General features: G+C 65.9%; 12 protein-coding genes. 1 reads left to right on the top strand and 11 read right to left on the bottom strand.

What is annotated here, in order from left to right:
• Positions 1–81 precede the first annotated feature (81 nt).
• Positions 82–432 carry a hypothetical protein gene (locus tag ACIBJI_RS17815; RefSeq protein WP_364355458.1) on the bottom strand — a complete coding sequence of 117 codons (351 nt, stop codon included), beginning with the start codon at positions 430–432 and terminating at the stop codon, positions 82–84.
• Positions 433–705: 273 nt separating this feature from the next.
• On the opposite strand from ACIBJI_RS17815, the gene ACIBJI_RS17810 reads away from it, so the two are divergent.
• Positions 706–1,689, top strand: a complete 984-nt coding sequence (locus ACIBJI_RS17810; RefSeq protein WP_364355461.1) for an ABC transporter substrate-binding protein — start codon at positions 706–708, stop codon at positions 1,687–1,689.
• A 2-nt stretch (positions 1,690–1,691) separates the two neighbouring features.
• Here the strand turns inward: ACIBJI_RS17810 and ACIBJI_RS17805 are convergent, their stop codons facing one another.
• The 10 genes from ACIBJI_RS17805 to ACIBJI_RS17760 all read right to left on the bottom strand — a co-directional run bounded on the left by ACIBJI_RS17805 (position 1,692) and on the right by ACIBJI_RS17760 (position 22,913).
• Positions 1,692–2,744 (bottom strand): MAB_1171c family putative transporter, encoded by a 1,053-nt coding sequence (locus tag ACIBJI_RS17805; protein ID WP_397084922.1) that lies wholly within the window; start codon positions 2,742–2,744, stop codon positions 1,692–1,694.
• A gap of 44 nt (positions 2,745–2,788) precedes the next feature.
• Positions 2,789–4,558 carry an MFS transporter gene (locus ACIBJI_RS17800; protein ID WP_397084920.1) on the bottom strand — a complete coding sequence of 590 codons (1,770 nt, stop codon included), beginning with the start codon at positions 4,556–4,558 and terminating at the stop codon, positions 2,789–2,791.
• 85 nt (positions 4,559–4,643) lie between these two features.
• Entirely contained in the window at positions 4,644–5,408 is a 765-nt protein-coding gene (locus ACIBJI_RS17795) for an ABC transporter permease (protein ID WP_364355470.1), read from the bottom strand.
• Positions 5,405–6,169 carry an ABC transporter permease gene (locus ACIBJI_RS17790; RefSeq protein ID WP_364355473.1) on the bottom strand — a complete coding sequence of 255 codons (765 nt, stop codon included), beginning with the start codon at positions 6,167–6,169 and terminating at the stop codon, positions 5,405–5,407. The genes ACIBJI_RS17795 and ACIBJI_RS17790 overlap by 4 nt, the downstream gene beginning before the upstream one ends.
• Positions 6,166–7,122, bottom strand: a complete 957-nt coding sequence (locus tag ACIBJI_RS17785) for an ATP-binding cassette domain-containing protein (RefSeq protein WP_364355476.1) — start codon at positions 7,120–7,122, stop codon at positions 6,166–6,168. The genes ACIBJI_RS17790 and ACIBJI_RS17785 overlap by 4 nt, the downstream gene beginning before the upstream one ends.
• On the bottom strand, positions 7,119–11,645 hold the full coding sequence (locus ACIBJI_RS17780) for an amino acid adenylation domain-containing protein (protein WP_397084918.1): 4,527 nt from the start codon (positions 11,643–11,645) through the stop codon (positions 7,119–7,121). The genes ACIBJI_RS17785 and ACIBJI_RS17780 overlap by 4 nt, the downstream gene beginning before the upstream one ends.
• Positions 11,646–11,715: 70 nt before the next feature.
• Complete coding sequence (locus tag ACIBJI_RS17775) at positions 11,716–17,727, bottom strand: amino acid adenylation domain-containing protein (RefSeq protein ID WP_397084916.1); 6,012 nt, start codon at positions 17,725–17,727, stop codon at positions 11,716–11,718.
• A gap of 14 nt (positions 17,728–17,741) precedes the next feature.
• Complete coding sequence (nbtC, locus tag ACIBJI_RS17770; RefSeq protein ID WP_397084914.1) at positions 17,742–20,825, bottom strand: nocobactin polyketide synthase NbtC; 3,084 nt, start codon at positions 20,823–20,825, stop codon at positions 17,742–17,744.
• A complete protein-coding gene (locus tag ACIBJI_RS17765) occupies positions 20,818–22,134 on the bottom strand; it encodes a polyketide synthase (RefSeq protein WP_364355488.1) in 1,317 nt (438 codons plus the stop codon). Before ACIBJI_RS17765 ends, nbtC begins: the two co-directional genes overlap by 8 nt.
• Positions 22,131–22,913 (bottom strand): alpha/beta fold hydrolase, encoded by a 783-nt coding sequence (locus ACIBJI_RS17760; protein ID WP_364355491.1) that lies wholly within the window; start codon positions 22,911–22,913, stop codon positions 22,131–22,133. Before ACIBJI_RS17760 ends, ACIBJI_RS17765 begins: the two co-directional genes overlap by 4 nt.
• Position 22,914: the final 1 nt, after the last annotated feature.

The following is a 22,914-nucleotide window of genomic DNA, read 5'->3' as shown; positions in this document are numbered from 1 at the left end:
ATGAAGCCCGGCCCCTACGCCGGGCTTCATTCGCGGAGAAACGCTCGCGAGCGAATAGGGTTCGCCGCCGAGGCGAGCGGGTCAGAAGGCGCTGCCGGTGGAGGGGCGGGGGAAGTAGCCGGGCCAGCCGAACAAGTAGCCGGGGTAGCTGGGGTAGCCGGGGTAGCTGTGCTGGCCCCAGCCGCCGTGACCGCCCCAGCCGCCGTTGCCGCCCCAGCCACCGTGGCCGCCCCAGCCACCATGACCCCAGCCGCCGTGACCGTGGATGTCGTCAGCCTGGTCCACCTGCACGATCGCCGGGCCCTGGGTGTCGGTCGTATCGGCGAGCGCCGGGCCCGCGACCGCGGCGATCGGGGCCAGGGCAAGCACGGAGGTGATGGCGATGCGGGCGACCATGGGGCGGACGCGTCGGGCGGAACTCTTTTGGTTCATCGGAACTAACCTCAATTCGGTATGCGTCAGTCGTGCGAAGACCCGTGTGCTCACGGGTTCGACGTCGATGCCTCCCGGACGAGAGGATCATTATTGACGTCATTTAACGTACCGCTAGATAGCGGCACGTTCAATAGGTTCACAACAAATGACATGACAGCGATCAGCAAGTCAGGGAGAGTGCCGTGAGCAATGTAGGTTAGGCTGGCCTTTGCTATTGCGGGCTCGAAGGGAGCCGAGTCGGGGAATTCCTCGATGAAGGAGAGGGTGACGATGGAGCCTGTTCGGACGTCTCGTGGCTGGAAGCGGGCGGTGGTTGCCGTGCTGGCCGGTGCGCTGACCCTGGGTATCGCCGCCTGCGGGTCGTCGAGCGATGACGCGGAATCCGACGGTGGCGCACCCGTCACCATCAACCACGCCCGCGGCACGACAACGGTGCAGGGCACCCCGAAAAAGATTGTCACGCTGGGGAATCAGTGGCTGGATTCGACGCTGGCGCTCGGCGTCACCCCGGTCGGCTATGTCGACAATGTCGCCTCGGTATCCAAGAGCACGCCGGCGTGGGAGCCGAAGTCGCTCGAATCGGCGAAGGCCTTGAATACCAGCGGCAATATCGCCGAACAGGTCGCGGCGCTGGAGCCGGATCTGATTCTGGTGGACGGATTCCTGGCCGACCAGAAGACCTACGACGAGCTGTCCAAGGTCGCCCCGACGCTGCCCGCACTCACCTCGTCGTCGATCCAACCGTGGCAGGACCTGGTGACCGCGCTCGGCAAGGTACTGCACAGGGAAGACGACGCGACGCGGGTGATCACCGATGTGGACAAGAAGGTGGAATCCATCGGCCAGGCCAATCCGGGCCTGAAGGACAAGACCTTCGCGAGCACCTGGTTGGCGAGCCCGGCCCAGCTGATGGTGCTGACCGATCCGAACGACGGGTCGAGCAAGATCTTCACCCAGCTCGGACTGACCATTCCGAAGAACCTCACCGACCGGCCGTCGAATCAGGGCCGGCTGGCGCTGTCCCCGGAGCGGGTCGACGAGCTCACCGCCGATCTGCTGCTCGCGGGCTACTCCCCCGGTATGGACGACAAGTACCGACAGTTGCCCGGATACGCCGATCTGCCCGCGGTGCAGAAGGGTTCGGTGGTCTTCCTCACGGTGCAGGAGATCAGCGCTGTTAACCAGCCGACTGCGCTATCGGTGCCCTATCTGCTGAACAAGCTGGAGCCCGCCTTCGCCAATGCGGCGAAATAGCTTCAGCGCGCCGGAGATTCGAGGCGCACCAGTGCGTGGGCCTTCGGCCATTCCGCGGCCATGTCCAGCAGGTACCTGAGTTCATCGGTTCGATCGCGTAGGGCTGGAGTAGCGCGGCCGGAGGACATCGCCGGGGACTCACCAGCAGCTTTTGCCTGCACGGCATGCGCGATACACCGCGCGTATTCGCGAATATCGGTGTGCGCCTCGGCATCCGGTGCGTACGGCCGCAATCGCACCAGCGCATCCCGGATTTCGACCGTCATCCGATATAGCCGCGACGCGGAACCGCCGCTCGGCCGGGCCAGCACTACCTCGGGTACAGCATCCGTGAGCGCCTGCCACAGCGGACGCAGTCGGCGACAGCGGCGCCCGGCCCGGTCCAGTTCCGCCCGAGCCAGCAACGCATTCCACAGCGGGATCGCGATCAGGGCGGTGAGCAGGAACAATGTCGCGTAGGTTCCGATAGACCAGATCAACCCCTGCTCATCTGGTCGAGTTCCGTTGGTCATCCGCACGAGCGAGACCACTGTCGAGATCGCGGCATACACGGCGACGATCAGCAGTGCGCCGTAGGTCAGTCGCTCCTGCACGGTGAGGCCGGCGGCGCGCAACTCTCGCACGCAGGCCCGCGTCATCAGCATGCCGGACAAGGCGGTCGGCACCGTGGTCAGCGACCAAATGGTCAGCCCCCAGTCCAGGTGCGAAACCACAATGCCGACCAGCACAACACATCCGGACGCAAGGGCGGTCCTGTCGTAGGTGCGCTGCCGGTGTACCGCGGTGCGCGCGTCCCCACCATCGAGCAATCGTGCGAATCCGAAGACATTCGCCACCGCCAGCGCACCGAAGATCGTGAACAGATCGAGCGCTAGATCAGCCCGACCGAGCCGACCGACGCAGATGAAGATGAGCAGACCGACCAGATCCCAGGCCAGTGCGCGATTGATGAGCTGGTCGCTGAGGGTGTCGGCGACCAGGAACCACCGGCCGATGGTGATCGCCGCGACGAATCCGAGGACCGCCACCACGGGCGCGACCGGCAGCGAGTTCATGGCCCAGACAGTAGAGTCCGGGCGCGGCAGGCACCAGCCGTGCGTCAGCGCGCGGCGACGAGTTCGTCGGCCTCGGCGATTTCGGCCAGTTCCTCCTCGACGTACTTATCGCCCGCGAAGTACGAGGCCGCGGCGGCCAGGAACATCATCACGGCGGCCGAGACGAATACCACGATCAGACCGGAGTGGAACGGCCCGGTGAGCAGATTCGGGAAGAACTCCTGACCGGTGAGGGTGTCCGCATTGACGCCCGGCTTGGCCAATTCACCACTGGGTCCGAGCAATTCCTGGATCGGGTTGTATCCGAGGAAGGCGGCGAACATGCTCGCGACGGGCGGCAGGTCGGCGAGTTGGGATGCGGCGCCCGCGGACACGCCCTGGGCACGCAGCCCGCCGTCGAGGGCCGAGGGCAGGCTGGCAGCCAGGCCGACGACCATGAGCGAGAAGAAGATTCCCATCGACAGCGCATTGCCGCCGTTGAACAGGGTGCCGCGCATACCGGATGCCGCACCGCGCTGGGACGCGGGCACGCTCGACATGATGGCGGCGGTATTCGGCGAGAAGAACAGCCCGCAGCCGACGCCGTTGAGCAGCACGATCGCGGCGAATACCCAGTAGTTGAAGTCGACCGGGATGACGAGCAGCAGCAGGAAGGTGAGCCCGGCCAGCGCCGCGCCGCCGGTGGTGAACGCGCGCGATCCGTAGCGGTCCGACAGCCAACCCGAAACCGGTCCGGCGGCAAGGAATCCCACGGTCAGCGGCAAAAGATAGATACCGGCCCACAGCGGCGTCGATTCGTAGTCGTAGCCGTGCAGTGGCAACCAGATGCCCTGCAACCAGATGATCAGCATGAACTGCAGGCCGCCGCGGCCGATCGAGACCATCAGATTGGCGAAATTGCCCAGACCGAATGCGCGGTTGCCGAACAGCGACAGCTGGAACATCGGCTCGGCGACCTTGGTCTCCACCACGCAGAACGCCGCGAGCAGGGCGGTGCCGCCGATCACCGCGCCGAGCACCCAGGGGTTGGACCAACCGGTGGGATGTCCGCCATAGGGCTGGATGCCGTAGGTGATGCCGGTGAGCAGTGCGGTCAGGCCGAGGCCGAAAGTGATGGTGCCCGCCCAGTCGACCTTGCCCTTGGTTCGCGTGCCTACCTCGTGCAGTGAGCGGTAGGACCAGATCGAGCCGATCACCGCGATCGGCACGCTGACCCAGAACACCGCGCGCCAATCCCATTCCGACAGCACGCCACCGATGATCAGGCCGAGGAAGGAGCCCGCCACCGCGGCAACCATATTGATGCCGAGTGCGGTACCGCGCTGTTTGGCCGGGAAGGCGTCGGTGAGGATGGCCGCCGAATTGGCCGTCAGCATTGCGCCGCCGATGCCCTGCAGCACGCGCCAGACGATGATCCACATCGCGCCCGACCCACCGTGGGATGGATCGAACGACAGCGCGACCGAAGTAACCGCGAAGACCGCGAAGCCGAGGTTGTAGATCCGGACGCGCCCGAAGATATCGCCGAGCCGCCCGAACATCACCACCAGCACCGCGGTGACGAGCAGATAGCCCATCAGCATCCACAGCAGATAGCCGACATTGCCCGCTTCCAGCGGATTCAGTCCGATGCCTCGGAAGATCGCGGGCAGCGAGATCAGCACGATCGAGGCGTTGACCGCGCTGAGCAGCACACCGATGGTGGTGTTGGTCAGCGCGATCCATTTGTAGTTCGGATGGTCTCGGTCGTAGCGCAGGCGGCGGCGAATGGTCTGGACATCATCCAGATCGAGATCGGCGGATGGAATCGTCACGGTAGTCCCTTGCTGATTGTTACCTCAGGAAACTATATAGTTAGCCGATGTAACTATCAACTGGCCGCCCCACTCAATGGACTGGTCAGCTCTCCGCGGCCTTGCGGTAGCCGCGAACCGCGAAGGCGCCGAAGACCAGCGCAAGCCCTGCGGACCAGGCGACGGTCTGCAGCAGCGGGGTGGCGATGGGACCGCCGATCGTGCAGCCGCGCATTGCCTCGATGGCGCAGCTCATCGGCTGGACGCGCACCACCGGCTGCAGCCAACCCGGGTAGTTCTCCACTGGCACGAAGCCGGAATTGAAGAACAACCCGAGCAGCACGAGTGCCGAAAACAATTGCACGACCTTGTCGCCCGCCTTGCTGACGGCGACCGTGATCACCATGGTGGCGAAGCCGGGAATCAGCAGCACCGGAACCGCGAGCGCACCGAGCACGCCGGGCCAGCCCTGCTCGAAGCGCAATCCGAGCGCCACGCCGAGGGCGACCACGATGATCGTCGCGATCAGCGTCCGTCCGCATTCGGCGAGCAGTCTGCCGATCAGTCCGGCCGCGCGGTGCACCGGCAGCACCCAGATGCGCCGCAGCAGACCGCTTTCCCGCTCCGCGTACAGCGACAGTCCGGTGCCCATGGCACCGTACATCGCGCCGGTGACCGCGATCATCGGGACGAAACCGTAGATGGCGTCCACGCCGGACGATGCGCTGAGGAATTTGTGGAGCACCAGTTGGTACATCAACAGCAGCAGCACCGGCAGGATCAGCGTCGAGGTCAGCACCTCCTGCTCACGCGGCCAGCGGCGCAGCAGTCGGCCCGTTTCGACGAAGCTCTGGTCGATCAGTGTTTTCACGGCCGCCGCCTTTCCACCAAGACCGAGATCGCGGTGAACGCCATGATCAGACCGAGAATCCAGACCGCCGCTATCGCGACGGCCGAGGTGGATTCGCCATTGGCCAGATCGCGCAGGGCGGCAGCGGCCTGGGACACCGGCTGATTGCGGACGAAGGGCTGGATCCAACCCGGAAACCCCTCGGCCGGAACGAGACCCGTGGACATCATGATGAGCAGAAGTTGCGGTGCCAGCAGCGCGGATGCGCCGATTTCCGGCCTACCGGTGGCGACGCCGAGTGTGTCGGCGCCGATCACCAGTGCCACGGCAAAGGCCAGCGACAGTGCGATGAAGACGAGAGCCGCTGTACCGCTGTGGAATCGGAATCCGAAGATCGCGCCGATGACCAGCGCTCCGGCTAGTCCGGCCAGCGCGCGAACCAGGTTCGCGGACATTCGGGCGGCCAGCGGGACCCAGGATTTGACCGGCATGGATCGCATGCGGGTTCCCATGCCGCTGAAAGTGTCTCGGGCGGCGCGGTCGCCCGCCGACATGGCAGTGAAGAACATGCCCTGCAGCACGATTACCGGCAGCAGGTACTGAGCGTAGTCCGCGCCGGTCTGCTCCATCGACTTGCGCAGTGGGACATAGAAACAGACGAAGAAGATCATCGGCGCGATGAAGCCGAAGGGCAGATCACCCTCGCGGACCGCCGCGCGCACGGTGCGCCCGCTCAGCGCGGTCCATTGCATTCCGGCGGGAATGGTGACTGATTCGGTCATGCGGTCACCAGCCCCGGTTCATCGGTGGTGAGCTTGATGAAGACCTCGTCGAGTGAGGGTCTGCGCAGGGCGATATCGATGAGTTCGATACCGGCTTCGGTAATGCGGCGCAGCGCTTCGGCCAGTGTGGCGGCACCGTCGGGGGCCGGAAGCGAAACCCGGTCCTTGGATTCGGCGACCGTCACCGTGCCGAGGCCGCCCAGCGCGGTTACCACGGCGGGCAAGTCACCGGCATCGACCGGCACGACCTCACAGTAGCTCGAACCCGAACGTGCCTTGAGTTCGTCCGCGGTGCCCTCGGCGATCACGCGGCCCTTATCGATGACGATGATGTTGTCGCTCAACGCATCCGCCTCCTCGAGGTACTGCGTCGTGAGCAGGATTGTCACACCCTGTTCCGCGAGCGAACGCACCAGCGACCAAACCCTCTGTCTACTCACCGGATCCAGGCCGGTGGTGGGTTCGTCGAGAAAGACGACCTTGGGCAGGCGCACCAGGCCGCAGGCGATATCGATGCGCCTGCGCATACCGCCGGAATAGCCGCCGACGCGACGATCGGCCGCCTCGGTGAGATCGAACTGTTCGAGCAGTTCGGTGGCGCGGACCTTGGCCTGCTTCGGACGCAGACCCATCAGACGACCGAAGAGGACGAGGTTCTCCCGACCGGTCAGCACCTCATCGAGCGCCGCGTACTGGCCCGTGAGCATGATAGATGCCCGCACAGCCGCGGCCTCACGCACGACGTCGTGGCCCGCAACCAGGGCGCGGCCCGCATCGGGCTTGGTGAGCGTCGACAGGATGGAGACCGTGGTGGTCTTGCCCGCGCCGTTCGGACCGAGCACGCCGAGCACACTTCCGGCGGGCGCCGAGAAGGTCAGGCCGCGCACGGCATGGACGTCGCCGAAGGACTTGCGAACGTCCTCGACCACGATGGCGTTTTCGATCGCGTTCATCGTTCTCCCGGAGTTGCGCTTGGTATGGCGGCGGCCACTGCGGTAACGCAGCGCTGCCAGATCGTTGCGAAACGGTCGATCTCGGTGGTGTCGAAAAGTGCGTCGCTCCAGCGGAACAGGGTGGCCAGCTGGGGTCCGTCGGCGCCGGGGTAGACGGCGACGACGAGGTCGAGTGCGTAGCGCAGCGGCATTTCCGGTTCGGGGGCGACCGGAAGCCGTTGGTGCAGGGTGAGATCGGTGATCGGGGTCCATGGGCCCGATGTGCCTGCGGCGAGGTCCATTCGCCCCAGGTAGTCGAGCATTACCTGCGGGTCCGTGTGCGGTTCGGTGTCGCCGTAGCGAAGCAGGCCGTAGTCCAAGCCCTTGTTCGGGACGCTGTCCAGCTGTGCTGCGACGGCTTTCAGCAGGCCTGCTGCTTCGGCCGGATCGGATTCGGCGCGGGAGATGTCGAGTGTCGAGCCCGCACCGACGCGCAGTGGATAGACGGTGGTGAACCAGCCGACGGTGCGCGAGGTGTCGACGGTGCGCCAGGTGTCGGCGTTGCCGACGGTGGCATCCTCGCGGCCGTGGCCCTCGAGGGCGACCAGTGTGCCGGTCGAGCCGTCCTGGTTGCGTTGGGCTCGCCAAGTCGTGACCGCGATTGTCAGTGCGGTGAGCAGCAATTCGTGCATGCTGAGGTCGGTTCCGAGGCCGTCGAGGATGCGGCGGGTGATGTTTGTCGGCGTGAACGATGGCGTGAGGCGGTAGGAGGACCAGGTGTCTCGGGTCGGATCCGGGTGCCGCAGTCCGAGTTCTGGATCGGGGCCGGTTAATTGGTTGGTCCAGAAGTCACGTTGTGCTGTTACTTCAGGTGCGGTGCGGCGCTTGTCGAGTAGTTCCGCCCAAGTGCGATACCCAGTGAATTCTGGTGCGACAGTGAGGGTTTGCCCGTCAAGGAGATGCGACCACGCGTCGGCGAGATCCGCGAAGATGATGTGCCAGGAGACCGGGTCCACCGCGAGGTGGTGGATCGACAGCAACAGCACATCTGGGCCTGCGAAGCGGACGGCCTGAATCATGGTGCCCGTCTTCGGATCGATGCGGTCGATCGCCGCTCGCGCATGCTCCTCGAGTGCGGGGCCGAAGTCACCGGAGACCTGAACCTCGTGGAGGATATCAGCGGCGCGCACGCTGCCCTGTGCTCTGGTTTCGAACCTGTCTTCGGTCGTTGACAGTTGGCCGCGCAGCATGTCGTGTCCATCGAGGAGTGCCTGCAGCACCGCTTCCAACCCGACTCGATCCAACTCGGCGGGTAGCGATACCAGTGTGGAGAGTGCGAGCCTGCGGAAGCCGCCGTACTCGTACATCCAGGACATGATCGGTGTCGGGAGCACCGCACCGACCGCGGTTGGCGTGTTCTCCTGCTGTGCCGCACAGGAATCGATGGCGGCCGCCAGATCGCGGACGGTGCGGTTGGTCATGACCATGGCGGGGCTGATCGAGAGTCCCGCGCGTCGCACGGCGTTTACCAGGGAGATGGCGACAATGCTGTCCATGCCGAGTTCGATGAAATCGTCATCGATGCCGGGTGTGGTCCCGCCCAGTGTCTCCGCGAGCGCGCGGCACAGGGTTCGCTCGGTATCGGTGCTCGGCAGGGTGCGCTGAGCCGAACCTTGCAGCGCCTCCAGCCCAAGAGCATGCAGAGCGCGGACATCGAGTTTGCCGTTAGGGGTGACCGGTAGCTCGGGCAGCGAAATGACCCGCGCCGGAACCATATATGCAGGCAGGCGCTCGGCAAGTCCGGCGCGCAAGTTGGCCGAATCAGCACCGACCGCGAAGGCGAGGAGACTCGGGCCACTCGGCCGCCGCACAACCAGTACGGCGCCCGCGCGGACCTGCGGAAGCTGCAGCAAAGCTGTTTCGATATCGCCGATTTCGATCCGGTAGCCGCGAATCTTGACCTGGTCATCGATGCGGCCGCGGTAAGCGAGATCGCCATTCGGCAACTGCCGCACCAGATCACCTGTGCGATACATTCGGGCACCGGGTCGGAATGGGTCGGCGACGAAGCGGCCCGCGGTGATGGCGGCCTTGCCGATATAGCCGCGTGCCACCTGAGCGCCCGACAAATACAGCTCACCGATGACACCGCGCGGCACCGGCCGCAGCATGGCATCGAAGACATAGGCGGACATGCGATCCACCGGTCCGCCGATGGTGGGCTGGGCACTGCCCGACTCGCTGCGACCGGTATTCACCGTCGCGACCACCGCCTCGACCGTGGTCTCGGTGGGGCCGTAGCAGTTGTAGACCGCGGTGCCCGGCAGCGCGCGCAGTTGCTCCCACATGGGCGTACCGATGGCCTCGCCGCCGAGGGCGAGCACGGTCAGCCGCTCACCGTCCACTAGGCCGGCGGCCGAGAGCTGGGTGAACATGGACGGCGAGGTGTCGATCATATCGATCTCGTGCCGGACGATGCCGTCGACGAGGCCCTGCGCATCGCGCATTTCGGTCTCGTCGAACAGGTGGACGGCGTGGCCGTCGAACAGGCCGATCATGGGCTGCCAGGAGGCGTCGAAGCTCAGCGACCAGGCATGTGCGATGCGCAGTCGGCGGCCGAGTCGGGTCAATGCCGGGCGGTAGACGCGGTCGCGGTGGTCGGTGAAGTAGCTGGTCAGAGCGGCGTTCGTGGCGATGACACCCTTGGGTTCGCCGGTTGAGCCGGAGGTGAAGATCAAGTACGCGGCGGTCTGTGGGGGAACCGGGTGGTAGGACGGGATGGGGTGGTTTGCGATTCTTTCGGCTACGGCCGGCTCGTCGAGTACCAGAACGGGACGCGCGGTCTCGCCGAGCAGCGGGGCAGACTCGGCGACCGTCAGTACGAGTTTCGGGTCCGCCTGGCGCAGGATGGATTCGATGCGTGCTGCGGGTGCCGAGATATCCACCGGCACATAGGCTCCGCCGGCTTCCAGTACGGCGAGGATCGCGACGATAGACCTGCCCGATCGCGGTAGCGCAAGGGCGACAACGGTTTCCGGACCGATACCGCCGGCGATCAGCTCATTGGCCAGTTGCCCGGCGGCTGCACGCAATTCACGGTAGGTGTAGCGATCCGAACCGGCGCTCAGGGCGATCGCATCCGGAGTGTCGGCGACCTGGTTCAGGAAGAGCTCGTAAGCCGTCCCATTAGCGTCGACCTGCTTCGCGGCCACGGTAACCTTCTCATCGGCCAGCAGCAGGTCCAGCGAATCAGGGCTCGAATCACCATGATCGGGCAATTGACGCAGCACCGACAGTATCCGCTCGCCGATATCGGCGATCGGGAAGTGCGGCAGGGCTTCGGCAATCGCCTCGAGCATGACGACGAGTGTGCCGTCGTTCAAATGCGACACCACCGAAAGCGGATAGTGCACCAGACTTTCCATCGCCACTGGCAGGAACCGGGTGCCGCTCGCGGTGACGATCGGATCGGTGGCCGCACCGATGGGCGCGTTCTCGAAGACGAACAGCACGTCGAACAGCGCACCGTGACCGGCGGCCCGCTGAATGGTCGACAGGCTCACACATCCCGCATCCCGCATGGCCGCCGATTCGCGCTGTAGCTGCGCGCATTGCTCGGCGACGGTGCGGGTTCGGTCGATGAGGACGCGCGCGGGCACCGTATTGATGAACAGTCCGATCATCGTTTCGACGCCGGGCAGTGCATCCGGACGGCCGGAAATGGTGGTGCCGAAGACGACATCATGTCGATCGGTGAGTCTGCCGAGGACGACGGCCCAGGCGAATTGGACGACCGTGCTCATGGTCAGGCCGTTAGACCGTGCCCATCGCACCAGCCGCGCGGTTTCGGCATTGCCCAGGCTGAATCGGCTGCGGCGTGGAATCGCCGCGCCGATTTCGGTTGCCGCACTACCGGCCAGCATGAGCGGACCGCTCAGCGGCGCAAGGTATTCGGACCAGCGTCGGGTAATGGCCGCGGTGTCCTGCACGGCGAGCCAGCCGATGTAATCGCGGTACGGCCGTGCCGGTGGCAGCGAATCCGCCTGTCCCCCGGCTTCATACACCGCCATCAGCTCGCGGAAGAACACCGCGACCGCCCAGCCGTCCATCAGGATGTGGTGCGCGGTCACGATCATCCGGCGCCGCTCGTCGGGAAGCGTTACCAGCGTGATGCGCAGGGCCGGACCGCGAGAAAGATCGAACCGCCGTTGCCGGTCGGCCGCGGCGATGGTATCGAATTCCGCCGGAAGCGCCGAGATTTCGAACCAGGGCAGATCCACCCAGGTCGGGACGATCTGCACCGGCCTGGGCAGATCTTTATCCCAGAACGCGGCCCGCAGATTGGCGTGCCGCTGCAGGATTGCTTCGCTGCTGCGGCGCAACATCGGCACGTCGATCGGACCGCCGATATCGATGACGAACTGCATGGTGTACAGATCGACCCCGTCGGCGGCCAACCGCGCCAACGCGAACAGCCCCTCCTGTAGTGGGCTGAGCGCGAGCACATCCTCGATTTCGGCCGGGACGCTCCGGTCCACAGTCATCGCAACGCCTTTCGGCCCGAGGTCATCGTATCGCCGCACGTCGGGCCAGCCGCTCGGAAGTAGTCGCCTTTCATTGCGACTGCTTCCAAGCCGCGCCCAAGGCGACCAGCGCGTCCGAACTGAGGCCGGATACGCTCATCGCGGCATGTTGGCGCTGATCAGGTTCTGCTGGTTGGGCCGTATCGGGATGGCCGTCATCGCCGTTCGCGTCGGCTGCCACACCGAAGGTGTCGCCGATGGTCGTGGTCACCCCCGCAGCCACCGCCTCGTCGACCGCGGCCGCGAGTTCGGCGATGGTGAGGTGCTCGAATACCAGCTGTGGAGACAGTGGGAGGCCGAGCTGATTGGCGCGTGCCGACCACTGAATGGAGATCACGCTGTCGCCGCCGAGTGCGAAGAAGCCGTCATCGGCGGCGACATCCTCGATTTCCAGCAACTCCTCGAGGATTGCGATGAGCTGCTGCTCGGTCTCTGTCTGCTCGGCAGCGGAAGATGCTGTACCTGTGGCGGTTTCAACAGTGCCACCGGGCCTGGTCGCGAACACGAGTCGTCCTGCGGTGTCCCAACGCGCCCGCTGTTCGGTGCGGAACAATCGAGCTCCCGGCAGGTACGGGTCGTCGATGAATGCTTTTGCCGAATCCTCGACGTACCCCTCGGCAAGTCCGGCCCCACCGACGTACACGTCGCCGTCGACGCCGGGCGCAACCGGTCGCCGGGCTTGATCCAGCACCAACACCCGCGCACCCGGAATGGGACGCGCACGTCCGCTTCCGTCGACCGCCCCGCGCGCCACCGCGCCCGCGTACTCCGGAATCCGGAAGTCGAAGGTCGCGACCGAACCGGCCGCGAGCGCAGGCAGTAGATCGGGGAGTGCTGGGGGCCAATCGGTTCCGATGACCTCCCAGCTGCGCACCGACGGCAACATGGAGACGCCGGTCTGCACGAACCGCGACAGCGTGATGGGATCGGCAACCACATGGGTTACCGAATGTGCCCCGATCAGCTCGACCAGCGCGACCGGATCTTCGTGTTGCGGTTCGGTGGCGAGGATCAGCGTCGCCCCGTCGGCGAGCGCAGCCAGCAACTCGACCTCGATCTCGGGTCCGGACCAGGGTGCGGCGACCAGTCGAACATCCGCCGAACCCGTTGCCCGATCCAGCGATTCGCTGCGGCGATCAGCGGCGATGGCCCGTCGATCGGCAACCACGGCCGCCACAGCCTCGCGGCCGAGCACAACGTGCGAAACCGCGATAGTTCCATCGGTATTCGCTACCGCGTCCAGTGCGGCAAGCCGTCGCACCACCCCCGCCGCCGAAGCGCCATCGGGCACCTGTGTCACGCCTCGATCGAGCTGTTCGAATAGCTCGCCATAGGTGAGTGTCTCGGTACCGGAGCGCAGAGCGATCCGATCGGCCGGAACACCGCGACCACGCCGGATCAGCTCGGCAAGGCCCGGTACCCAGGTCAGCTCCACACCGGTGGCCCATTCACCGAGGACCCGTTGCCGCTCGGCGGCGGGCATCACGTCGAGTTCGCCGACGGTGCTGTCGGGAGTTTCGGCGAAGGCTGTGAGTACCCGAAGCATGCGCTGCGCGAACAACTCTCCGGTCGCGGGCTCATACAGATCGGTATTCACGATGACACTGGCATCGAAGCCGCCGTCGGATCCCGCGAAGAAATTGATGCTGAGATCCAGCAGCGAGGTGTCGAAATCCAAAGGCAATACCGTCAGTGCGGTGTGCGCGTCCAAACCCTGACCCGCGCCGTCCCAGTTCTCCTCGCGGAAGTGCATCATGGCCTGGAACAGCGGGTTCCTGGACCGGGACCGAGCCGGATTCAGCGCGTCGACCAGGCGTTCCATCGGGATATCCTGGTTGCTGTACGCGCCGAGTGCGGTATCGCGGGAGCGCTTCAGCACGGTCCGCAGCGTCGGCTCGCCGGATAGGTCATTGCGCAGCACCACCATATTGGCGAGCAGTCCGACCAACTCGGCCGCGGCCGGATCGACCCGACCCGCGATCGGCGTGCCGAGCGGAATATCCACACCCGCACCGAGTTTGTGCAGCAGCGTCGCGACAGCGGCCTGGTAGAGCATGAACTCGCTGCCCCCGCTCGCCTCGGCGAGCGCCTTCAGCTTGCCGCGCAGGGCGGCGGGGACCGCGAACGGCACTACATGTCCGTTCTTGCCGAGTATGGCGGGACGCGGGCGGTCCAGGGCGACATTGATCTCGTCCGGCAGGTCGGCGAGTGTGTCGCGCCAGTAATCCACCTGCGCACCGAGCGAATCGACCACATCGCGCTGCCACAGTGCATAGTCGGCGTACTGAATGTCGAGGGGCGTCCAGTCCGGAGCAGCGCCCGCGGTGCGAGCACGGTAGGCGGTGGCGAGATCGTCCAGAATCGTCCGGAACGACCAGTGATCGGCCACCAAATGGTGCACGAGCAGCGAGAGCACGTGAGTCCTGTTGTCCAGCATGAAGACTCGCGGTCGAATCAGCAGCTCGGTATCGACCGCGAAGCAGTGGCCACCGGCTGCGGCGAGTTCTGCGCGCAGTTTTTCCGGATCGTCCAGCTGCGTCACTGGCACAGCTATCGGCCCTGCGGGCAGCACCAATTGATATGGCACGCCGCCGTTCTCGGGAAAAACGGTGCGCAGCACCTCGTGCCGTGCAACGACGTCGGCGAGCGCGGCAGTCAGCGCATCGAGATCCAGCCGACCGTCGACCCGAACCGCGAATGGGATATTGCCGATCGCACTCGGTCCCTCCAGCTTGCGCTGGAACCACAACGCGAGCTGCGAGTACGACAGCGGAATATGATCGGGCCGTTCGCGTTTCAGCAGTGGGCGCACAGCGGCAGTGACCCGCGCCGGTGTAGCTTCGATCTGTGCGGCAAGTCCCGCGACGGTCGGGGTATCGAACGGTGCGCGCACATCGATCTCGACGCCGAATTCGGTGCGAATCCGCACGACCAGGCGGGTGGCAAGCAGCGAATGCCCGCCGAGTTCGAAGAAGGAGTCGTCCGCGCCGATCTGCTCGCGGCCGAAGATCTGCGCGAACAGGCCGGCCAGACGGATTTCGGTGGCGGTGCTCGGCTCCCGGTAGCGGTGGCTGGTGGCGCGTTCCGGATCCGGCAGCGCACGACGGTCGAGTTTGCCGTGTACGGTCAGCGGGATCTCGTCGATCACCGCGAAAGCGCTCGGCACCATGTAATCCGGCAGCGTCGCGGCGGCATGTCCGCGGACCTCGTCCATATCGAGCGTCGACGCCGAAAGCCCGTTGGCCGCAACCACATATGCGGCCAACATCGCACCGACCGCCGCATCCTCGACCGCGATGACGACACAGTGTCCGACACCCGGATACGACGCGATGGCCGCCTCCACCTCGCCGAGTTCGATCCGGAAGCCACGCACCTTGACCTGCTCATCGGCCCGGCCGACGAATTCGATCTCACCATTGGCATTGCGCCGGGCGAGATCTCCGGTCCGATACAGCCGAGCGCCCGGCGCGAACGGATCGGCGACGAAGCGCTCCGCTGTCAACCCACGCCGATTCAGGTAGCCTCGCGCCAATTGCGCTCCGCCCAAATAGATCTCACCGACAACACCCGGTGGCACCAGCTGCAGCGCCGCATCGAGCAGGTACACCGTGACGTTCTGATTCGGCACACCGATCGGCACGATCCGGGTGCCCTGCGGGCCTTCCACATTCATATGCGTCGCGCACACAACTGCCTCGGTCGGGCCGTAATGATTGCGCAGCTCGGCATCGAAGACACCGGCGAACTTGTCGGCCACCTCACCGGGCAGCGCCTCACCACCCACCGGAACATGCCGCAGCGCCCGCCATTCGCTCACCTCCGGCAGCAGCAGGAAGGTGCTCAACATCGACGGCACCATATGCAGCACCGTGACCCCGCAGCGGGTGATCAACTCGGCGACGTAGGGAATATCGCGGAAGGCATCGGGCTTCGGGATGACCAGCCGGGCGCCGAGCGTCAGCGTCACGAAGATATCGAGCAGGGAGGCATCGAAGCTGACCGAAGAGGACTGCAGCAGCCGGTCCTCGGCGGTCATACTCCATTCCGCGACGAAGCCAGCGAGATGTTCGGCGATCGCGGCGTGGGATACCGGGACGCCCTTGGGCTTTCCGGTGGACCCGGAGGTGTAGATGACATACGCGAGATGGCCGGGCAGCAGCGGCCGCACCCGGTCCGCATCGCCAGGATCGGTATCCGGGAGTCCGCCGGCCGCGGCTTCGGCGGTATCCAGTTCGACCCGACCGAGCACCAGTCGGGGTGCGGCGTCCTCGGTCAGGTAGTCGATGCGGTCGTTCGGGTAGGCCGGATCGATCGGTAGATAGGCCGCACCGGCTTTTAGCACGCCCAGCACCGCGACCACGAACTCCACCGAATTCGACAGCCGCAGCCCGACGATGTCTTCGGTACCGAGTCCCTGCCCGATCAGCCAGTGCGCCAAGCGATTGGCGCGCCGATTCAGTTCGGCGTAGGTGAGTTCGGTGTCGCGTTCCGCGGGGGCGACAATGGCGAGCGCATCGGGCGTTGCCGCGACCTGATTTTCGAAGAGCGCGACCATGGTGGTCGGTTCCGCCTCGACAATCGGGCCGTGCGACAGCGCGAGGATCGCGGCGCGATCGGCCGCGCCGAGCATATCGATATCACCGAGCCTGCGATCGGGATTCGCGAGTGCGTTGTCCAGCAACTGCAGGTAGTGGTCGAGCAGCTGTTCCACCAGGGCGCGGTCCAGATCGGCGATCCGGTATTCGGCCTCCAGATAAGCGCCATCGGCTTCCGTGACTACGGTCAGCCCCAGCGGAACCTGCGCCACCGCACTGCCGAGATCGAGCAGTGTCGCCTCGACACCTGCCAGGTCGAATCCCTGTGCGCTCCTGCGCACCCCGAAGCCGAGTCGGACCAGCTGTTCCAACCCGTCCCGGCCACCGATGCGATCCGGATTCGCCTCGCGCACAACGCGATCGATGCCGACATTCTGATGCGCGAAGGCACCGACGCAGGTGTCGCGAATGGTTTCGGTGAAGCGGGCGAAGTTGTCTTCGGCACCGATGGTGGCGCGCAGCAGCAGCGTATTGCCGAAATAGCCGATCAACGAGCCGGCGGCGGCATCGCGGCGCACGGTAACCGGGACCGATACCAGGAAATCCGTGGCCGCGGTGTAGCGATGGATCACCGCGTCATAGGCGGCCAGCCACACCATGAAAGGGGTGGCGCCGTGCGCACGCGCGAAGGCCTCCACGCGGCCGACGAGCTCCCCGGGCAGCGACAGGGTGCACCGGTCGGACTGCTTCGCCGCAGCCGTGGCGACCGTGGCTGGACCGGGGAGTTCCAGGGCTTCCGGTAGCGGGCGCAGGGTTGTACGCCAATAGTCGATATCGGTGTTGTCAGTGAGATCGCCGAAAATCGCGACGTCGACGAATTGCGCACGGTCGGACTGGACGGGCTCGGCACGGTAAGCGGCATTGAGCTCGGTGAAGAAGACAGCCCACGAGTCGTCATCCCAGCTGATGTGATGCGCTACCAGCAGCAAAGCGAATTCATCGGCACCGATGCGCACCAGGCTGACGCGCAACGGCGACTCGGTCGCGAGATCGAACGGTCGGCCGAATTCCCGGCGAGCCAGCACTTCCAGCCTGCGTGACCGGCCGGTCTCCGGCATATCGGTCAGATCGTGTGTCTGCCAAGACAATTCGAGATCCGAGCGGACGGTCTGGTACGGCTCGCCGTTCTCGTCCAACCCGTAGGTGGTGCGCAGAATGTCGTGGGCGTTTACCACGGCCGTGACCGCATCGCGCAGCCGTGCCTCGTCGAGCGCACCCGTCAGCCGATAGGCCACACAGATATTGAGGGTGGTGTCCTCCGGATCACGCGTCTGCAGAAACCACATGCGCCGCTGTCCGGCCGAAAGCGGATGACGTTCACCGGGTTTCGATCTCCGAATGGGCGCGGCCTCGGAAACCGGTGCGGTCAGCCCACTTTCGGCCAAACGCTGGCGCAGCAGCGCCTTCCGGCGGACCAGCACGCTGGCCGGCTCGTTGTTCGACATCGTCAATCCCTCGCCTAGACGTTGCTGTCGGCCATCAGGCGCACGACGTCGTCCAACGACGCGCCGCCCAGAATGGCCGCCACCGGAAGATCGCGGTTCAGTTCGGCCTGCACCCGCTTGCGGAAGTCCAACGCCTGCAGCGAATCCAGACCGAGCGCCACCAGCGGCACCGAGCTGTCGATGGCGTCGAGCCCATCGGCGCCCATCACCTTGCCCAGTTCGATGCGCACCTGATCGGACAGTGAACCGGCGGATGGCACGACCCCCTCCGGCACGACCACGACGGCAGGGGCAGCGACTCTGGGCTCGACCCGCGGCGGTGCCGGTTCCACTTGCGCGAGCACATCGGCGAGCAGCGGACCCCAGCCGACCGCCGAAATGATGTCGTTCAGCTGCGACCAATCGGCCGCCATCACAATGCGATTGCTGGGCCGTCCGATTTCTGCGTACTCGGTGAAACCGACGGCGAGCGCGTCACGCGGGTCCATGGACTGGCCGCCCGCGGCGGCGATCCGATCCACGCCGACCGCATGCAGTGGGCCTTCGAGATCCCAGATACCCCATTGCATCGCAACGGCATTCGTGCCAGCCGCACGCAAACGCATGGCCAGCACATCGAGCATGCGGTTGACCGTGGCGTAGAGAATCTGCCCGCGACCGCCGAAGGTAGCCGCCGCGGACGAGCAGATGACAATCCGGGCGTCAGCGGCCACCGGTAACAGCCGTAGCAGATGGTCGGTGCCGATGATCTTCGATGCCGCCATCTCGAACAGCTTTTCGGCGGTCACATCGGTGAGTTCGGCGCGCACATAGTTGACTGCGGCGTGTACCAGCATGGTCGCCGGTGTGTCGGCCAGCGCGGCGGCGAGCTCGCGCACGCTGGATTCGTCGCCGACATCGCACGCGAGAACCGCGACCGCGGCGGTGCCTACCTGTCGGATAACCCGCAATCGGCCTGCGACGGAATCGGTTTCGCCGGACCGGCTGAGCAGCGTGATCCGCCGCGCACCACGACCGGCGAAGTACTCGGCGAACTTCAGGCCCAGAGTGCCGGTCCCGCCGACGATGACGACGTGCTCGAGCTCCGCATCATCCGGAACTCCGCCAGCCGGTTCGAGTTCCACCTCGAGCCGCTTGGCATAGAGTCCGCCCGCGCGCAATGCCAGCTGCGGTTCGTCCTTGGCATGCAGCGCGCGCACCATCTTGGCGGCCTGCCCCGCATCGGCGGCGTCGAGGTCGAGGTGTCGGAAGGCGGTGCCGATATTCTCCAGTCCGATGCAGCGGAATCCGGCGGAGACCGCGCCGTGGAACAGGTGTGGTGCCGGGTCGTCGGCGACCGCGGCCTCACCGCGGACGGTCACCAGCCAGCAGTCGGTGACCGTGGCATCCAGAGCGGGCAGCCACCGCGCGTCATAGAACCGCGCCAGTTCCGCGATCGCGGCGGGCCCGTCCAGATCGGGCAACTCCGGCAGCAGCACGACGATCGAGTCGTAGTCGGCGGTGTCGGCGGGCCGATCGGGATCGTAAATCGCCGCGCCGCCGCCGTGATTATGAGCCGCGGTGCACAGCGCCGCCGCGAGTTCGGCGCACTGACCGGTGTGATCGACGACGAGCATTGTGCGCGGCGAAATCAGCGAACGACGCTCGAGCCGCACCCAGTGCTCCGCCAGCCGGGTCGCGGTGTGCTCGGGGGCGACCGGCGTCGTCGTCCGGTAGGGAGCCCACAGTCGCTGCGGATTCAGCACGGTATTGGGGAAGTCGCGCAGCGGCAAACGGACCGTGTCCGAATCGGATTCGACCCGCAATGCATCCCATCGGTAGTTCAGGTCGTGCACCGCGACGGTTGCCAGGTTGCGGGTGAACTCACCGAGTCCCGCCGCCGTGCGCAGCGAGGTTCCGATCACCCGGAATTCGCGCTGCGGCCGGGCCGGATCCGGACGCACCGTGCTCAGGTTCTCCTGAATGGCCAACTGCAGCATGGGATGTTCCGACATCTCGACGAAGGTGTCGACGTCGGCGGTGGCCGCCGTGATCGCCCGATCGAACCGGACCCGGTTGCGCAGATTCCAATACCAGTACTGGTCGTGCCGCAAATCGGGCGTAATTGTCGTGCCGAGTGTCGCACCGTAGCAAGGGATTTCGGTCGCGATGAAGTTCGGCCCGCTCATTTCGTCGCCGAGCGCCGCTTCCAGTCCCTTCCGATACTCGCTGACCACCGAGGTGTGCGCCGGATACGCGACGCGGATTTCCTTGGCGAACTGCCCCCGCGCGGTCGCGGTCGCCACCATATCGACGATGGTCTCGCGATCACCCGAAATGGCCAGGATATGTGCCGAATTGACCACCGACAGCTCGGCCCAGCCGGAGTGCCTGGCCAGCAGCGCCTCACACTGATCGCGGTCCATGCCCAGCACCGCCATCGAGTAGCCGCGCGGCGAAAGCTGATCGACGGCCAGGGCCCGATGCGTCACCGCGAGCACCGAATCCCGCAGCGTCATGATTCCCGATACCGCACCGGCGGCCAGCTCGCCCTGACTATGTCCGATCGTCGCGGCGGGTTCGACACCGGCCGCGCGCCACATGGCGGCCAAGGCGTACATCTGGAACATCAACGCAGGCTGGAGCACCCGCACGTGGTCTTCGAACCGATCATCGTCGCCGAGCAGATAGTGCAGCGGCTCCCGGTGACCGAAGCGCTCCTCGAAGATCGCGGTGCATTCATCTACCGCGCGACGGAAGCTCGGGGAGATCTCGTAGAAGAGTTTGCCCATGCCCGGCCGCTGACTGCCCTGTCCAGGGAAAACGAATCCGATGCCGCGCGCGGTGGCGACGCCGGCTGTCACCGCAGGATGTTCGGCGCCAGCGACGATCGCTCGCAACGCGTCGAGGAGGCAGTCGCGGTTGCCGACCATCGCGAGCGCCCGCCGCCGACGTGCCATCCGAGTGCGAAACAGCGTGTCCGCCACCCGCTCCGGGGTCACGCCGGGATGCCGCTGCAGGTATCCCAGAATCGCCGCCGCCTCGCCGCGCAGCCCATCTGCCGTATCGGAGGACAGCAGCACCGGGACGGTTCCGTCCGGAAGTCGGTAATCAGGCATCGATTTCCTCCAGCACGGGCATCGCCAAGATCGCGTGCGCATTGGTGCCCGCGACGCCGAACGAGGAGACGGCGCCGTAGCGGACGCCGTCGGCGGGGTCCCAGGGTTCGAGTTTCGTGGCCAACCGCAGGCTGGTGGCGTCCCAATCGACCTCGGTGGTCGGATTGTCCGCGTAGAGGCTCGGCGCGATCTGACCGTTCGCGCCGCTCAGCAGCATCTTGATCAGGCCGAGCACGCCCGAGGCGGCCTGTGCGTGGCCCATATTCGACTTCACCGAGCCGAGTCGCGGGCCATCGGTGCCGCGGTCGCCGCCGCCGTAGGACCGTGCGAGGGCGGTCAACTCGAGCGGGTCGCCGACCGGTGTTCCCGTGCCGTGTCCTTCGATCAGCCCGATGTCATCCGGCCGAATTTCAGCCGCCGCCAGGGTTTTCTCGATCAGCCGCTGCTGTGCCGCCGCGCTGGGTACCGCGAGCGGTGCCCCCTTGCCGTTGTGGTTGACCCGGGTGGCGAGCACGCGGCCGTAGATGCGGTGGCCGAGTCCGCGTGCGCGCGACTCGTGTTCGACAACGACCACACCGGCCCCCTCAGCCCACAGCGTGCCGGTCGCGTCGGCGGCGTAGGCGCGACAGTGTCCGTCCACGGCGAGCGCGTTGTTCTTGGCGAACTCGAAAAATGCCGCGGGCGAGCCCATGACACAGACGCCACCGGCCAGCGCCCAATCGCATTCACCGGCACGTACGGCATTGGCAGCCAGGTGCAATGCGGTCAGCGATGACGCGCAGGCGGTATCGGTGGTCAGCGAGGGCCCGATCAGTCCGAGACTGTGCGAAATCCGACCGGCCACCGCGCCGAGGGCCGTCCCGGTGGCCCGGTATCCGGAGTACTCGGTGACCACACCGGACTGCGGCCCGTATTCATTGATGGACGCGCCCATATAGCAGCCGACCTCGGCGCCATCCAGCGCCCCCGGATTGATGCCCGCGTTCTCCAGCGCCCGCCAGGCCACCCGCAGCGCGACCCGCTGCTGTGGATCCATCGAAATAGCCTCGCGCGGCGTGATACCGAAGAACATCGGGTCGAATTCGGTTGCCTCCGAGAGGAACCCACCGGCATCGGCGACCCGGCTCCACCCTGCGGTGCGGTGCAGCGCAAGCAACTCCTCGATCGGCCATTCCCGATCGCGCGGGAATGGTCCGATGAGTTCGCGCGATTCGGCAAGCGCCGACCAGAAGTCGGGCAGCGTCTCGATCCCGCCCGGCGCCTCGACGGCCATACCCGAGATGACGATCGGATCCGTTTCCGTACTCATCCGACGCGATCCAGCTCGGGCGCAAGCAATTCCGCGATACCGGCGGCATTGTCGTTCAGATAGAAATGCCCGCCGTCGAAGATGGTGACGTCGATTTCCTGTGCGCTGTGATTGGACCAGCCGTACAGCTCACGCGGCGTGATGAGGTGATCCTCGGCCCCGCCGAGCACGTGAATCTTGGCCTCCACTCGGACATCCACCGGGCAGCTATAGGCATCGAAGGCCCGGTAATCGGCCTTCACCACCGGCAGCGCCATCCGCATCACCTCGCGGCTGCCGAGCACATCCGCGCCGGTGCCCTCCAGCGCGCCGAGGTGGTCGAGGATCTGCTCGTCCTCGGTCGGATGCGGCGGCAAGTCGACCGCCCGACCCGGCGAGACCGCAGCGGACGGCGCGAGTAACCGCACCTCCAGTCCGGCCGCCTCGGCATTGCGCACCAGTTCGAAGGCCACCATCGCGCCCATGCTGTGGCCGAAGACCGTCAGCGGCAGACCGCGATTGTGTTCGGAGCTATGGAATTCCGCGAACGCACCGGCGGCGAGTTCGGGCAGCGTGGCGAGTGCCGCCTCGCGGGCGCGGTCCTGGCGACCCGGGTACTGGAAGATCAGGACGTTGAAGTGTTCGCTGAGCACCTTCGACAACGCGCGATAGGTGGACGCGCCGCTACCCGCGTGCGGGCAGATCAACAATGGCGGGCGTGCTGTGCCGACCTGCGAGCAGCCGCTAGCGGCGAAGCGGGGCTGGTGGAATTGCCGGATCCATCCGAGATTTGCTGGCATT

Origin of the sequence: Nocardia sp. NPDC050408 (assembly GCF_044458905.1) — a bacterium.
Classification (GTDB): domain Bacteria; phylum Actinomycetota; class Actinomycetes; order Mycobacteriales; family Mycobacteriaceae; genus Nocardia.
Note: the sequence above shows the minus strand (reverse complement) of the source record. Positions and strands in the feature narration are given on the sequence as shown.

Excerpts from the sequence above, each read along its gene's own strand:
- ACIBJI_RS17780 (WP_397084918.1), bottom strand. The coding sequence starts at position 11,645 with ATGACTGTGGACCGGAGCGTCCCGGCCGAAATCGAGGATGTGCTCGCG.
- ACIBJI_RS17760 (WP_364355491.1), bottom strand. The coding sequence starts at position 22,913 with ATGCCAGCAAATCTCGGATGGATCCGGCAATTCCACCAGCCCCGCTTC.
- ACIBJI_RS17775 (WP_397084916.1), bottom strand. The coding sequence starts at position 17,727 with ATGTCGAACAACGAGCCGGCCAGCGTGCTGGTCCGCCGGAAGGCGCTG.
- ACIBJI_RS17790 (WP_364355473.1), bottom strand. The coding sequence starts at position 6,169 with ATGACCGAATCAGTCACCATTCCCGCCGGAATGCAATGGACCGCGCTG.
- ACIBJI_RS17815 (WP_364355458.1), bottom strand. The coding sequence starts at position 432 with ATGAACCAAAAGAGTTCCGCCCGACGCGTCCGCCCCATGGTCGCCCGC.
- ACIBJI_RS17785 (WP_364355476.1), bottom strand. The coding sequence starts at position 7,122 with ATGAACGCGATCGAAAACGCCATCGTGGTCGAGGACGTTCGCAAGTCC.
- nbtC (WP_397084914.1), bottom strand. The coding sequence starts at position 20,825 with ATGCCTGATTACCGACTTCCGGACGGAACCGTCCCGGTGCTGCTGTCC.
- ACIBJI_RS17810 (WP_364355461.1), top strand. The coding sequence starts at position 706 with ATGGAGCCTGTTCGGACGTCTCGTGGCTGGAAGCGGGCGGTGGTTGCC.
- ACIBJI_RS17805 (WP_397084922.1), bottom strand. The coding sequence starts at position 2,744 with ATGAACTCGCTGCCGGTCGCGCCCGTGGTGGCGGTCCTCGGATTCGTC.
- ACIBJI_RS17765 (WP_364355488.1), bottom strand. The coding sequence starts at position 22,134 with ATGAGTACGGAAACGGATCCGATCGTCATCTCGGGTATGGCCGTCGAG.